This window comes from Mesorhizobium hawassense, from assembly GCF_003289945.1.
GTDB lineage: Bacteria > Pseudomonadota > Alphaproteobacteria > Rhizobiales > Rhizobiaceae > Mesorhizobium > Mesorhizobium hawassense.
In genome coordinates this window covers 607589-621651 of the sequence record NZ_QMBP01000002.1, presented here as the reverse complement: position 1 = coordinate 621651, position 14063 = coordinate 607589, and the positions used below count along the sequence as shown (strand labels likewise).

Sequence of the window (14063 nt, the reverse complement as noted above, 5' to 3'; positions counted from 1 at the left end):
CAAGACAATGCGACCGGCGGACGAAAGTCCGCCGGCTCCCAACCGGCTTTCCCGATGCGCGGCAGTCTCTTTCGCAAAAACCTCATGACGGCGCTGCTGCTCGCCCCGGCGGCGCTGTGGCTGGTCGTCTTCCTGGTGCTGCCCTTCGTCGCCATCGCCATCTTCAGCGTCGGCGAGCGGGCGCCGGAGGGCGGATATCAGGCCGCACTGACCTTCGCGCAATATGCCAACCTGCCGGCGCGGGCGACCGCGTTCTGGAACACGATGCTGCTGGCGCCGGTCGGCGCCTTGGCCTGCCTGCTCGTCGCCTATCCGGTCGCCTATTATCTGGCGCTGCGCGCGCCGCAGCGCTGGCGGCTGATCCTGCTCGCGCTGATCGTCATCCCGTTCTGGACCAGCCTTCTGATGCGCACCTATGCCTGGATGTACATCCTCGGCGGGCGCGGCATCCCGGCGCTGCTCGCCTATGTCGGGATCGAGGATCTCAGGCTGATCAACACGCCGGGCGCGGTGTTGCTCGGCATCGTCTACGGCTACCTGCCGCTGATGATCCTGCCGATCTATGTCAGCCTGGAACGGCTCGATCGGCGCCTGCTGGAAGCCTCCGCCGATCTCGGCGCGACGCCGCTGTCGACCTTCCTCGGCGTGACGCTCAGGCTGTCGCTGCCCGGCGTCATGACTGGCTTCTCGCTGGTGATGATCCTGCTGCTGGGCGAATATCTGATCCCGACACTGCTCGGCGGCGGCAAGGTGTTCTTCATCGGTAACGCGCTGGTCGATCTCTTCCTGCAGTCGCGCAACTGGCCGTTCGGATCGGCCATCGCCATCACATTGGTGCTGGTCTCGGTCGTGGTGCTGATCGTCGCCAACCGCATCTCGACCCGGTTGTCGGGCGCACGCCGGGTGGACCTCATCTGATGCGCGCCTTCGTCGTTGCCGTCTTTGCCTTCCTCTATCTGCCGATCGCGCTGGTCGTGCTGTTCTCCTTCAATGCCGGCCATCATGCCAGCGAGTTCACCGGCTTCTCGGTGCAATGGTATGGCAAGGCGCTGTCCAATCCCTTCCTGGTCGAGGCGCTGAAGAACAGCCTCTTCATCGCCACCACCAGTGCGCTTCTTGCGGCGTTCTGCGGCACGGCCGCGGCGCTCGGGCTGCAGCGCGTCGGCGCCCGGACGCGGGCTCTCTTCGACGCGCTTCTGGGTGCGGCGATCGTCGTTCCGGGCGTCGTCATCGGCATCTCGACGCTTGTCGCGCTGGTGCAGCTCTTCGCCGTCGTCAATCCGTTCCTGGCTGAGTTGTGGCCGACCGACCAGCCGCCACGGCTTTCGCTCGGCTACGGCTCGATCATCGCCGCGCACGGCCTGTTTTCCATGGCGCTGGTGACGATGATCGTCGGCACGCGGCTCGCGAGTCTCGACCGCAATCTGGTCGAGGCCTCGAGCGATCTCTACGCGACGCCGCTGACGACATTCCGCTCGATCGTGCTGCCGCAGATCATGCCGGCGGTGATCGCGGGATTCCTGCTCGCCTTCACCTTCTCCTTCGACGATTTCATCATCGCCTTCTTCGTCGCCGGCGCCCAGACGACATTACCGATCTATGTCTTCGCCTCGATCCGGCGCGGCGTGACGCCGGAGATCAACGCCATCGCGACGATCGTGCTCTGCGCGTCGGTCCTGCTCGTCCTGCTCGCGCAATGGCAGCTCGGCCGGCGAAAGCCATCGCCTTGAAAGACACATCCATGATTTTGAAAGACCGAATCGCCGTGGTGACGGGCGCTGGGTCGGGGATCGGGCGCGCCGGCGCCATAATCATGGCCAGGGAAGGGGCGGTCGTGGTCATCGCCGACCGCGATCCGACGACCGGCGAGGCGACCGCGTCCGACATCCGCGACGCCGGCGGCCGCGCCGAGGCGATCGCCACCGATGTCGGCGATGATAAGGCCGTCGAAGGGCTGATTGAGGGAACGCTCGGCAGGCATGGCCGGATCGACATCCTGCACAGCCATGCCGGCATCCAGGTCGGCGGCACGCTGACCGATGTGGGTACCGATGGCATGGATGCCTCGTGGCGCATCAACGTGCGGGCGCAGTTCCTCGCGGCGAAGACCGTCATGCCGGCGATGATCGCGCAAGGCGGCGGCGTCATCCTCAACACGGCGTCCAATTCCGGCGTCTTCTACGATCGCGAAATGATCGCCTATGCCACGTCCAAGCATGCCGTGGTGGCGATGACCCGGCAGATGTCGCTCGACTACGCCAGGCACAATGTGCGCATCAACGCGCTCTGCCCCGGCTGGGTCGACACGCCGTTCAATGAGCCGTTCATCGCCCAGATGGGTGGGCGCGACGCGATCGAAAACTATGTCCGCACCAAGATCCCGATGGGGCGCTGGGCAAGCGCGGAGGAGATCGCCGAAGCCATCCTGTTCCTGGTCTCCGACCGCTCATCGTTCATGACAGGACAGGCGCTGGTGGTGGATGGCGGCGAGAGCATTGGCTGATCTGGTCCAGCGAAGCGGACTTGCTTCGGCAACGATGATCGGTCAAACCATCAACTCCGAACCTTGATGAGACCCCGTCATGCAAGCTGCAAAACAGCGATACCGCGAAAGGCATCCGTTTTTTGCCTGCGGTATTTCTTTTGCGCGCGCGGGGTATCGCTGATCATGCGTTGCTGCCGCTTCGAGAATTTGCAGCGCGCGGAGGAGACCAAGGTCGGCTCGCATGTCGTTCGTGACGGCTGGACCGAAGGGGTGCAAGGCGCTCCGCACCCGGCCTTTCGGCCGGCCATCAGGCGGGCGTCCGTCCTCGGATAACGCAGCTTAGATAACGCCCTACCGGAACGGACATGCCCGCCGAAGCGATTCCTCCTTCGTACGGACATGACCAATGCCTGACAATCTGAACACTTCATTCCCCGGCGCGGACACGCAAAGCTGGTTGCAAACGCATGCGATCAACGAGGTCGAGTGCTTCGTGCCCGACGTCAATGGCGTGCTGCGCGGCAAGACCCTGCCGGCGGCCAAGTTCCTCAAGTCGCTCGATGACCGCGCGCTCTATCTGCCGAGCAGCGCCTTCCTGGTCGCAATAGACGGGCGCTATTCCGGCTCCATCGACGAAGGCTTTGCTTATTCCGATCCGGACATGCGCATGGTGCCGGACGTTTCCAGCCTGTGTCTCGCGCCGGGCAGCGCCGGCAGAGCCTATGTTTTCGCCGACACGTTCCACATGGACGACCGGCCGTGGATGGCTTCGCCGCGCCATGTGCTGAAAGCCGTGCTCGACCTTTATGAGCAGCGTGGCTGGCGCGCGGTGATGGCGCCGGAACTCGAATTCTATCTGACGGCGCCAAATCCGGATCCGGATCGCCCGATCATCGCGCCAACCGGGCGCAACGGCCGGCCGGAAAGCGTGCAACATCCCTACGACATGCAGGCGCTGGAGGAATTCGAACCGGTCATCCAGCGCATCTACGCGCATTCGGCGGCCGCGGGGCTGCCGCTCGAGACGCTGATCCATGAATCCGGCACGGCGCAGCTGGAGATCAACTTCCTGCATGGCGATCCGCTGGCGCTCGCCGACAAGGTGCTGCTGTTCAAGCGCCTCGCCAGACAGGCGGCACAAGCCAACGGCATGCACGCCACCTTCATGGCCAAGCCAATCGCCGCGCAGGCCGGCAGCTCGATGCATCTGCACATGTCGATCGTCGATGAAGCGGGCGAGCCCTTGTTTGCCGGTACAGACGGTGAAGACAGCGCAATGTTCGCGCAGTTCATCGGTGGCCTGCAGAAATACGTCCCCGAAATCATGCCGCTGTTTGCGCCCAACGTGAATTCGTACCGGCGCATCCGGCCGAACCACAGCGCGCCGGCCAACATCGAATGGTCGCATGACAACCGCTCCTGCGGCTTGCGCGTGCCGCTGGGCGGCCGGGCCGCGCGTCGCATCGAGAATCGGTTGCCTGGGGCCGACGCCAATCCCTACCTGGCCATGGCCGGCTCGCTGATCGCCGGCTATCTCGGCATCGAGGAGAAGCTGGCGCGATCCGCCGAGGCATCCGGCAATGCCTACAAGAGCAAGAGCACGCTGCCGAAAACCATGGAGGAGGCGCTCGATCGCTTCGCCGCCTGCGAGCCCGTGCGGGCACTGCTCGGCGAGGATTTCTTCCAGACCTACCTGCGCGTGAAGAGCGTGGAGCTCGACCTGTTCCAGAGCGTCGTGACGGCCTGGGAACGCGACCACCTGCTGCTCAAGGTGTGATCATGGCTCATTCAACAGGTTTCAATTCCGGCCTCGATGTCGGCAAATCCTATTATGTCGCCACCGCCAATCCGGCGCCCGACCATCCTGAGTTAGCCTCAGATGTCGAGGCCGATCTGGTGGTCGTCGGTGGCGGCTGCACCGGTCTTTCGGCGGCACTGCATGCGGCCGAGCGTGGGCTGAAAGTGGTGCTGCTCGAAGGCGGCAAAATCGGCTGGGGCGCCTCCGGGCGCAATGGCGGCCAGATGATCCCGGGCCTGCGCAAAGGCGCCAGGGGCCTGGTCAAAAGCTTCGGGCCGGAACGGGCGAAGGCGCTGTTCGACCTGGCCTTCGAGGCGCGCGGGCTGGTGCTCGACATCATCGAACGCCATGCCATCGACTGCGACCTACGCCTAACCGGTCATTTGGTCGGCGCCGTCAACAACTCCGACATGCGCGACTTCGAGGACGAAGCCGAATGCCTCGCCAAGATGATGAAGTTCACCGATGTCGAGATCCTTTCGGCGGCTCAGGCGCGACAGAAGGTTGACACACCCTATCAGGGCGCGGTCTTCGAGCCGCTCGGCGGCCACATGCATCCACTAAACTACACGCTGGGGCTCGCCCGCGCCGCGGTCAGCGCGGGGGTTATCATCCACGAGAACTCGGTCGCCGTGCGGCTGGAGCGCGAGCCCTCCATTCGGGTGTTCACCGACAAGGGCTCGGTCCGCGCCAGGCATGTGGTGCTGGCCGGGGATGCGCTGCTCAAGGGTCTCGAGCCGCGCGTCAACAGCCGCATCATGCCGGTCGGCAACTATATCGTTGCCACCGAGCCCCTGGGCGAGCGCAACGTCGTCCCGGCAAATGTCGCGGTGTCGGACACGCTGTTCGTCGTCAACTACTACCGCATGTCGGCGGACGGCCGCCTGCTGTTCGGCGGCGGCGAGCGCTATACGCCCTCGCCGCCGGCCGACATCGCGGCTTTCGTTCGGCCGCATATGGAAAAGACGTTTCCGCAGCTCAGGGGCTGCCGCATCGACCATGCCTGGGGCGGGCTGGTGTCGGTGACCACGTCGCGCCTGCCGCATGTCGGGCATTACGGCGAGGTCTATTTCGCGCATGGCTATTCCGGCAAGGGCGTCATCCTGTCGACGCTGTCGGGCAAGCTCCTGGCGGAAGCGATCACCGGCGATGCCTCGCGGCTCGACCTGTTCTCGACACTGACGCCGCTGCCGTTCCCCGGCGGCACGGCGCTGCGCGGACCGCTCTATGTGCTCGGCATGCTGTGGTATGCGATGCGCGACCGGCTCCGACACTGACACTGGCTTCCCGTCCCCTGCGTGGCTAATGTCCACGCCGGGGACCCCGAGAAGGAAGACCGATGAACATCGAGCCGAGCCGGCTGACGAAGAAGGAGCGACATGAGCTGATCCTGTCGGAGGTCCGGCGCTCGGCGTCGATCCGCATCTCGAAGCTGGCGCGCCGCATCGGCGTCGCCGGCGAGACCATCCGCCGCGATCTCATCGAGCTCGGCGAGGCGGGGCTGCTCAACCGCACATATGGTGGCGCAACCATTTCGCTGGTGACGTCGGAGCCGGTGATCGCCGAACGCGGCCTCACCATGGTCGAGGAGCGGGCCCGTATCGGGCGAGGTGCTGCCGGACTGATCGAGAAGGGCAGCATCGTGATGATCGACGGCGGGTCGACCGCCTATGAGGTGGCGCGCAGCCTGTCGCAGCACGGCCGGGACCTGACGATCATCACCAACTCCCTCGGCGTCGCCTCGGTGGCCGGCGCCAATCCCGGCTTTCGCGTCATCCTTTGTCCAGGCACCTATGACAGCCGCGAAGCGGCCGTGCTCGGCGAGGACACGGTGGAATTCATCCGCCGCTACAATGCCGACGTCGCCATCATCGGCGCCTCGGCGCTGAACACCGAGGGGCCGAGCGACATGATCTCGGGCGCGGCGGCGGTGAAGCGGGCGATGATGCGGCGGTCGCTCTCGACGATGCTGGTCGTCACCAACGACAAGTTCGGCCGCAGCGGCCTGGAGCGCGTCTGCGCGCTGAGTGAGATTTCCGATGTCGTCACCGACAGCGAACCGGCGGCGGAGCTGCGCGCCGCGATCGACGAGGCCGGCGGCGAGCTGCACGTCTTTGCCGACGGTTGAACACTTGTCCGGCTAAGCATCCCGATTGGTGAGCGCGATGTGACAGCAGGCGGAGCCATGGCCGGGTGTCCAGGTGACATTGGCGAAGCGCACGCCGGTGGCCTCGAACAGGCCGCGGTCGAAGGCGCCGGCGATGCGGCAGAGCGTGGCGAGTTTTTCCTCGCCGACGCCGGCTTCGACCCAGGCGTCTTTCAGCGGGCAGCGCTTCACCTTGAAGGCTATATGGTCCGGGCCGCGATCGACGTCGGTCGGATACATGCGGCCGCCATCCGGACTGACGGAGAGGAATGCTTCGCCGATCGCCGGCGCGTCATTGGGGCCGAAACCGGCGAAGGCAGCCGCAGCGACTTCCCGGCCGCGCTTCTCGATGGTGCGGACCATAACCGCCTCGGCCTTGTCTGCGCCGAGTTCGGCGGTCAGTTCGTCGAGGAAGAGGCGGTAGAGGGTCGGCGCGATTTCGAAAGGCGGAGTCGAGCTCGTTCGACAGTTTTTCGGCTCTGACGGCTTCGGGGTCGGTCATGATGCCTCCTGACTGGTTCTGACAAGCTTCGGCGTCGCCGCCACAAGCGCCTTGCCGACCGCCGACTGCGGATTGGCGATGACCGTGCGGGCATCGCCGCTCTCGGCGATCTTGCCGGCATCGAGGATGACGACGCGATGGGCGATTGCGCGGATGACGCCGAGATCATGCGAGATGAACAGATAGGCAATCCGTTCCTGCCGTTGCAGGTCGAGCAACAATTCCAGGATCTGTCCGCGCACCGAGACGTCGAGCGCCGAAACCGCTTCGTCGAGCACGATCAGCGACGGTCGCGTGGCGATGGCGCGGGCGATCGCCACGCGCTGGCGCTGGCCGCCGGAGATCTCATGAATGGCGCGCGTGGCAAGGTTGGTCTCGAGGCCGACGCGCTCCAGCAGCGCCGCTATCCGGAGCGGGCGCTCGGCGCGCGAGGCGATGGCGTGGATGCGCAACGGATCATCCAGCACGCGCGCCACGGTGGCGCGCGGATTGAAGGCGGCAAGCGGGTCCTGGAACACCATCTGCAGACGGGCGCGGCGCGCGCGCAGCGAGCCACCTGACAGCGCGAGGAAGTCGCCGCCTTCGAAGTCGATGCGGCCGGCATCGGGCTCGATCAGCCGCAGCACCAGCTTTGCGATTGTCGATTTGCCGCTGCCGGACGGGCCGGCGAGCGCCAGCGTTTCGGCCGGACCGATCTCGAAGGACACCTCGTCGACTGCCGCGAAAGGCTTACCGCCGCGACGGTAGCGCTTGGCGAGATTGGAGACGGCAAGCACGGTCATGCGGACGCGCCTTTCCGGTCAAGCAAAGGCTTCGCGTCGAGGCCGAGATGAGCATCGAGCAACGCGCGCGTGTAGCTCTGGCGCGGCGCGTTGATGATCTGATCGGTCTGGCCGAGCTCGATCAGTTCGCCGTGGCGCAGCACAGCGATGCGGTCGGCAAGCGAGGCTGCGAGTGCGATGTCGTGGCTGATGAAGAGCAGCGTCATGCCGTCCTCGGCGACGAGCCCGCGGATCAGGGTGACGACCTCCGCCTGGACGATGGTGTCGAGCGCGCTGGTCGCTTCGTCGGCGATCAGGAGTTTTGGTCCGGCCGCGATTGCCGCTGCGATCGCCACGCGCTGCTTCTGGCCGCCGGAAAGCTGGTGCGGGTAGCAGCGCAGCGTGGCTTCCGGGTCGGGGAGGCGGACGCGTTCGAGCAGGGTTTTGGCTTTGGCGTAGGCGTCTCGCCAAGTGAGGTGGAGATGAGTGTGCACGACCTCCGCGATCTGCCTCCCAATCGGCATCACCGGGTCGAGGCTGGAGGATGGGTCCTGGAAGACGAAGCCGATATCGCGGCCGAGGCGGGGCAATTCACCACGAACATTAGAACGCCGGTGCTCTACGGCGCCCCCCTCTGTCCTGCCGGACATCTCCCCCACAAGGGGGGAGATTGAGCCGTCGCGGTCGCTTTCGCCAATCTCTGGCGTTGCAGGAGGAAAGCCGCCAGCGGAACTGCTGATCTCCCCCCTTGCGGGGGAGATGTCCGGCAGGACAGAGGGGGGTGCGAAGAAACGAGACGGCTGAAGTTGGCCTGGCGGCCATTCGATCGTGCCATCCACAAGGGCCGACTTGGCCAATAACCCCGCGATCGCCAGCGCAAGCGTGCTCTTGCCCGAACCGCTTTCGCCGATGATCGCCAGGCGCTCTCCTGCGAGAACATCCAGGCTGACACCTTTTAGCGCTGCCACCTCCACACCGTCGCGTTGATACCGCACCGCAAGATCGCGAATGGAAAGCAGCACCGTCACGACAGGCTCCTGCGCACCGCCGTGCTCTCCACGACGCCTTCGCCTGCGAGGTAGACGCCGAGCACCGTCAGCACGAGTGCGACGCCGGGAACGATCGACAGAAACGGCGCGGTTCGCAGCACGGTGCGCCCCTCGGCGATCATGCCGCCCCAGGTGACGCGATTGGGGTCGCCAAGGCCGAGGAAGGAAAGTGCTGCCTCGGTAAGGATCGCCGCAGCGACGATCACGGAAGACAGCGCCAGCACTGGCGGCAGCGCGTTGGGGAGCACCTCGCGAAAGGCGATTTCGAGCGGATACATGCCGATGACGCGGGCGCCGGCGACATAGTCGCGTTCGCGGATCGACAGCACTTCCGCACGCGCCACCCGCGCGGGTCCGGTCCAGGCGCCGAGCGCGATCGCGGCGACGACGACCCCCAGTGAGGGGCCGACAATGCTGACGAAGGCGAGCGCGAGCAGGAAGCTCGGTACGGTCTGGAAGGCGTCGGTGACGCGCATCAGCACTTCATCGATCAGGCCGCCGGCAAAGCCGGCTAAGGTGCCCACAATAGCGCCGATCAGAAGCGCCGCAGCGGCGGCCGCCAGCCCGACGGCCAGCGAGGTGCGGGCGCCATGGAACAACTCCGCCAGCACGTCGCGGCCGAGCCGGTCGGTGCCGAGCGGCAACGACCAGTCGTGGAACGGCGGCAGCAGTGCCGGGCCGGCGATCGCCTGCGGGTCACCGGGAAAGATCAACGGCGCCGCCAGCGCCATGGCGATCAGCGATGCGAGGATTGCCGCGCCGGCGACCGCCTCCGGTGTGCAAAAGAAGCGGCGCAGCCGGTTCATGCGCTTGCCTCGCCGGCACCGACACGCGGGTCGAGAAAAGCGTAGGCGAGATCGACCAGAAGATTGATTGCTATGACCAGGACGGCGCTGACCAGGATGATGCCAAGCAGCAGCGGCGTGTCGCGCCCGGCGACCGCTTCCTGCGCCAGACGGCCGAGGCCGGGCACGGCAAAGACGCTTTCGATGACGACGCTGCCGCCCAGCATCTGCGCCGATTGCAGGCCGAGCATGGTGACCAGCGGCAGCAGGGCGTTGCGGGCGACATGGGCAAACACGATGCGGCGGCGCGTCAGGCCCCTGGCGCGAGCGGCGAGCACGAATTCTTGCCGCCAGGCTTCGGCCATGCCGGCGCGCATCATGCGCAGATAAAGCGCAAGATAGATGAAGCCGAGCGCGGAGACCGGCAGCACGAGATGGGTGGCGATGTCGGCGGCCCGCGGCAGCCCGGTCTTGGCAGAGGCGATGGTCTCGATGCCGCCGATCGGCAGCCAGCGCAGGTCGACAGCAAAGACGACGATCAGCACAAGGCCAAGCCAGAAGCCGGGCACGGCATAAAGCGCCAGCGAGCCGATCGACAGGAAACGGTCGCGGACGCTGCCGGGCCTGGCGCCGGCATAGATGCCGAGTGCCGAGCCAAGGCCGAAGGAGAGCGCGGTGGCGCTGCCCATCAGGATCAGCGTGGTCGGCAGGCGTTCGAGGATGATGTCGCGGATCGGTCGCGAGAAGGTGACCGATTGGCCGAGGTCGAGATGCAGCAGTGCCCAGAGGTAGTTGGCGAGGCGCGTCAGTTCGGATTGGTCCAAGCCCCAGCGATGGCGCAGCAATTCGATCATGCCGGCATCGCCGCCGGTCGAGACGATATAGGCGTCGACGGCATCGCCGGGGGCGGCTTCGAGCAGGAGGAAGCTGCCGATAATGACGATCAGGAGGACGAAGATGCTGCCGACGAGACGGCGGCGCAGAAGGGGGAGGGCGCGGGTCATGGCGAAGCTATATGAGGGCCAAGCCTTGGGCGCCGCGCTCTACGGCGCCCCCCTCTGTCCTGCCGGACATTTCCCCCACTTGGGGGGAGATCAGCTGTCATCGCTGCTTTCGCCAATCTCCAACGTTGCGAGAAGTGCGATGGGGACGAAACTGCCAATCTCCCCCCTTGTGGGGGAGATGTCCGGCAGGACAGAGGGGGGCGCGAAGGAACTCTCATTCTGGAAGCTGAGCACCCCGACTGTTGATCCGCAAGTGCGGCATCAACCCGCCAAATAGGTGTCCGCCCAGTTCGACACTGCCCAGCGCGGGTTGTCGGCGATGTTGCCGACCGTATCGCGCGCGACGGAAATGAAGCTCCATTCGGCGACGTTGATCAGCGGCAGGTCGGCCGCGACCTTCTTCTGGAACTCCTTGTAAAGCTCCGTGCGGGCGGCTGTGTCGAGCGTCTCCGAGGCCTTGGCGATCAGCGCGTCGAGGTCGGCGTTCCTGTAGCCGCCCTGGTTGGAGAAGGGCACGCCGTCCGGGATGCCGCTCTGCACCAGGATGGTGGTCGAGATCGCCGGGTCGCCGCGGAACACCGGCGGGCCGACGGCGAGGTCGAAGGCATGGTCGGTGTAGACGGCCTTGATGTGCGCGGCCGAGTCGTTGTTGACGATCTCGGCGTCGATGCCGATGGCGGCCAGCGCCTGGCGCAGATAGTCGCCGAACTGCTTCGTCTCGTTGAAATAGGGCGCCGGCAAAAGCTTCAGCGCAAAGCGCTTGCCGTCGTCGGCGCGCTTGTAGCCGGCTTCGTCGAGCAGCGCGTTGGCCTTGGCGACGTCGAAGGGATAGGTCGGTACGTCGGCGGTGTAGAATTGCGGATCGTTCTTCGGCACCGGGCCGGTGGCGGTGGCGGCATAGCCGAGGAAGATCGTCTTGACGACGAAATCCTTGTCGATGGCATGCGCGATAGCCTGGCGCACTTTCAGGTCGGCGAGCTCCTTGCGGCGGTGGTTGATCTCGACGACGAGCTGGTAAGTCAGCCCCTCATAGCCCTTGGTGATGACCTTCAGGCCGGGCACTTTGGAAATCCGCTCGAGGTCGGCGAGCGGCACGGCGGAGAAGGCGGCGAGCTGGATCTCTTCGGCCTCGAGTGCCGCTGCGGCCGAGGTACGGTCCGGCAGCACCTGGTAGATGATCTCGTCGAGATAAGGCTCGTCCTTGCCCCAATAGGCGTCGTTCTTCGTCAATCGGTAATATTGGCCGGCCTTGTACTCGGCGAATTTGAACGGGCCAGTGCCGACCGGGGCGTTGTTGGCCGGGTTTTCCTCGATCTTGCCAACCTCATAGACGTGCTTCGGCACGACGCTCGACAGCGCCGGCAACGCGTTGCGGATCAGCTGAAATGGCGTCGGCTTAGCGAATTTGAAGATGGCGGTCAGCTCGTTCGGCGTGTCGACGGCGGTCAGGTCGTTGAACACGGTGCGGCCGAGATTTTGCAGCGGCTTCCAGACCTGCAGCGCCGAGAAGGCGACGTCGGCCGAAGTGAAGGGCTTGCCGTCATGCCATTTGACGCCGTCGCGCAATTTGAAGGTCACCGACAATCCGTCGGCGGCGCCTTCCCAGGAGAGCGCGAGGCGCGGCTCGAGCCCGTCCTTGCCGTCGAAGGAGGCTTCGGCCAGCGTCTCGACGACCTTGCTTGAGATGAAGAACACGCCGTTGGAGGCGACGATCGCCGGGTTGAGGTTGCGCGGCTCGGAGTCTGCGGCGACGATCAGCCGGCCGCCCTTCTTCGGCGTCTGCGCAAAGCCGATGGTCGGCAGCGCGGTCGAGGCCAGCAGCAGCGCCGAGCCGGCCAGCAGGCCGCGGCGTGAAATCGTCAATTCGGACATTGCTAAAACTCCCCTCTTCGCGCCGTGGCAGGCGCGGCAATCGCGTGTAATTATGGCCCTTGGCAACGGTTTCGCCAGAGACGGATTTGGCGCATCATGGCTTGGCTTTGAAATTTCCGTCCGCTGGATCAGCTAGCTGAAACAGGCGCCATCTCATTATCTGGTAAGACCAGATTGTAGCTAAGTTGGTTCATGAAAGCGCGCTCAGCGCGAAAGTGATCGGTTCTGGCTGGACCAGAGTGGCCAAAATGATGCAGATTTGAGTGACAGCCATCAATCATGACTTTCGGCGCTCTTGCGGCCGATGAAGATAGGGGCGGCCGATGAAGATAGGGAGAGGCAGATGAACATCGCTCCGGGCAAAACCGAAGTCAGCAGCGTTCCGTTCGACCAGGCGCGGGTGGACCGGCTGATGGAAGAAGCCGGCATCGACGTGCTCTTCGCCACCTCCAAGCACAACACGCAATATCTGCTCGGCGGCTACAAGTTCATCTTCTTTGCCGCCATGGACGCGATCGGCCACAGCCGCTATCTGCCGATCGTTCTTTATGAAAAGGGCGGGCCGGAACACGCCGCCTATATCGGCAACAAGATGGAAGGCGGCGAGCACCAGAACCATCCGTTCTGGACTCCGACCTTGCACGCCGCCTGCTGGGGCACGCTCGACGCCGCCAATCTTGCGGTGGAGCATTTGCGCAAGATCGGCAAGTCGGCCGCCCGCATCGGCATCGAACCCGGCTTCCTGCCGTCGGACGCCTATACGTTGATCCGCAAGGCGCTGCCGGATGCGAAGCTGATCGACGCCACCGGCATGCTGGAGACCATGCGCGCCATCAAGTCCGAGGCCGAACTGGAACAGCTGCGCATCGCTTCCGAATTGATCACCGATTCCATGCTGGCGACCATTCAATGGGCGCGCGAGGGCACGACCAAGGCCGATATCATCGAGCAGCTCAGGCGCGAGGAGACCAATCGCGGCGCGCATTTCGAATATTGCCTGCTGACGCTGGGCTCCAGCCACAACCGCGCTTCGTCAGGCCAGGCGTGGAAGAAGGGCGAGGTGCTGTCGATCGATTCCGGCGGCAATTATCACGGCTATATCGGCGATCTCTGCCGCATGGGCGTGCTCGGCGAGCCGGATGCCGAACTGGAAGATCTGCTGGCCGAAGTCGAGACCGTGCAGCAGGCGGCCTTTTCCAAGGTCCAGGCCGGTGCGCTGGGCGGCGACATGATTTCGCATGCGGAGGGTGTGCTGAAGGCCTCCAAGGTGGCGCCCTATACGGATTTCTTCGCCCACGGCATGGGGCTGATCACGCATGAGGCGCCGTTCCTGATGACGAACCATCCGGTCGCCTATGAGGGCACCTATGCGGCAAAGCCGCTGGAAAAGAACATGGTGCTGTCGGTCGAGACGACCATGCTCCACCCGACGCGCGGCTTCATCAAGCTGGAGGACACGGTCGCGGTGACCGACGCCGGCTATGTGATGTTTGGCGATCGGGGCAGAGGCTGGAACCGGGGTGGGGTAGCAGCTTAGCCTCAACGGCGCTCCCCCTCACCCGGATTGCCAACCAAATTGCGAAGGGCAATTCGGGGCAATCCGACCTCTCCCCGGGGGGAGAGGTGGGTGCCAGCGCTGGCGCCCAGTCTCTTCTCCCTTC

13 protein-coding genes are annotated in these 14063 nt (G+C 65.1%); 7 read left to right on the top strand and 6 right to left on the bottom strand.

From position 1 onward, the window contains the following. Nucleotides 1–54: 54 nt before the first annotated feature. The 6 genes from DPM33_RS07280 (at nucleotide 55) to DPM33_RS07250 (ending at nucleotide 6411) form a co-directional block, all read left to right on the top strand. The gene (locus tag DPM33_RS07280) at nucleotides 55–918 is read left to right on the top strand and encodes an ABC transporter permease (RefSeq protein ID WP_112096771.1); all 864 of its coding nucleotides are present in this window, start codon (nucleotides 55–57) and stop codon (nucleotides 916–918) included. Further along, nucleotides 918–1730, top strand: a complete 813-nt coding sequence (locus DPM33_RS07275; protein WP_112096690.1) for an ABC transporter permease — start codon at nucleotides 918–920, stop codon at nucleotides 1728–1730. The genes DPM33_RS07280 and DPM33_RS07275 overlap by 1 nt, the downstream gene beginning before the upstream one ends. An 11-nt stretch (nucleotides 1731–1741) precedes the next feature. Further along, entirely contained in the window at nucleotides 1742–2503 is a 762-nt protein-coding gene (locus tag DPM33_RS07270) for an SDR family NAD(P)-dependent oxidoreductase (protein WP_112096689.1), read from the top strand. A 388-nt stretch (nucleotides 2504–2891) separates the two neighbouring features. Next, nucleotides 2892–4262 carry a glutamine synthetase family protein gene (locus tag DPM33_RS07260; RefSeq protein ID WP_112096687.1) on the top strand — a complete coding sequence of 457 codons (1371 nt, stop codon included), beginning with the start codon at nucleotides 2892–2894 and terminating at the stop codon, nucleotides 4260–4262. A gap of 2 nt (nucleotides 4263–4264) precedes the next feature. Continuing rightward, nucleotides 4265–5560: an NAD(P)/FAD-dependent oxidoreductase gene (locus DPM33_RS07255; RefSeq protein ID WP_167448978.1), complete on the top strand. Its 1296-nt coding sequence runs from the start codon at nucleotides 4265–4267 to the stop codon at nucleotides 5558–5560. A gap of 62 nt (nucleotides 5561–5622) precedes the next feature. Beyond that, nucleotides 5623–6411 (top strand): DeoR/GlpR family DNA-binding transcription regulator, encoded by a 789-nt coding sequence (locus tag DPM33_RS07250; protein WP_245442029.1) that lies wholly within the window; start codon nucleotides 5623–5625, stop codon nucleotides 6409–6411. 12 nt (nucleotides 6412–6423) lie between these two features. Here the strand turns inward: DPM33_RS07250 and DPM33_RS07245 are convergent, their stop codons facing one another. The 6 genes from DPM33_RS07245 to DPM33_RS07215 form a co-directional block, all read right to left on the bottom strand. After that, nucleotides 6424–6792, bottom strand: a complete 369-nt coding sequence (locus DPM33_RS07245; protein ID WP_245442028.1) for an L-2-amino-thiazoline-4-carboxylic acid hydrolase — start codon at nucleotides 6790–6792, stop codon at nucleotides 6424–6426. A gap of 135 nt (nucleotides 6793–6927) precedes the next feature. After that, nucleotides 6928–7713, bottom strand: coding sequence for an ABC transporter ATP-binding protein (locus DPM33_RS07240; protein ID WP_112096686.1), 786 nt, complete (start codon nucleotides 7711–7713; stop codon nucleotides 6928–6930). Then, nucleotides 7710–8720: an ATP-binding cassette domain-containing protein gene (locus tag DPM33_RS07235; protein WP_167448977.1), complete on the bottom strand. Its 1011-nt coding sequence runs from the start codon at nucleotides 8718–8720 to the stop codon at nucleotides 7710–7712. The genes DPM33_RS07240 and DPM33_RS07235 overlap by 4 nt, the downstream gene beginning before the upstream one ends. Beyond that, nucleotides 8717–9547: an ABC transporter permease gene (locus DPM33_RS07230; RefSeq protein ID WP_112096685.1), complete on the bottom strand. Its 831-nt coding sequence runs from the start codon at nucleotides 9545–9547 to the stop codon at nucleotides 8717–8719. The genes DPM33_RS07235 and DPM33_RS07230 overlap by 4 nt, the downstream gene beginning before the upstream one ends. Next, nucleotides 9544–10530 carry an ABC transporter permease gene (locus tag DPM33_RS07225; protein ID WP_112096684.1) on the bottom strand — a complete coding sequence of 329 codons (987 nt, stop codon included), beginning with the start codon at nucleotides 10528–10530 and terminating at the stop codon, nucleotides 9544–9546. The genes DPM33_RS07230 and DPM33_RS07225 overlap by 4 nt, the downstream gene beginning before the upstream one ends. A 261-nt stretch (nucleotides 10531–10791) precedes the next feature. Continuing rightward, on the bottom strand, nucleotides 10792–12402 hold the full coding sequence (locus tag DPM33_RS07215; RefSeq protein ID WP_112096683.1) for an ABC transporter substrate-binding protein: 1611 nt from the start codon (nucleotides 12400–12402) through the stop codon (nucleotides 10792–10794). Nucleotides 12403–12745: 343 nt separating this feature from the next. Between DPM33_RS07215 and DPM33_RS07210 the strand changes: the two genes are divergently transcribed. After that, nucleotides 12746–13939 carry a M24 family metallopeptidase gene (locus DPM33_RS07210; protein ID WP_112096682.1) on the top strand — a complete coding sequence of 398 codons (1194 nt, stop codon included), beginning with the start codon at nucleotides 12746–12748 and terminating at the stop codon, nucleotides 13937–13939. The last annotated feature ends 124 nt before the right edge of the window (nucleotides 13940–14063 follow it).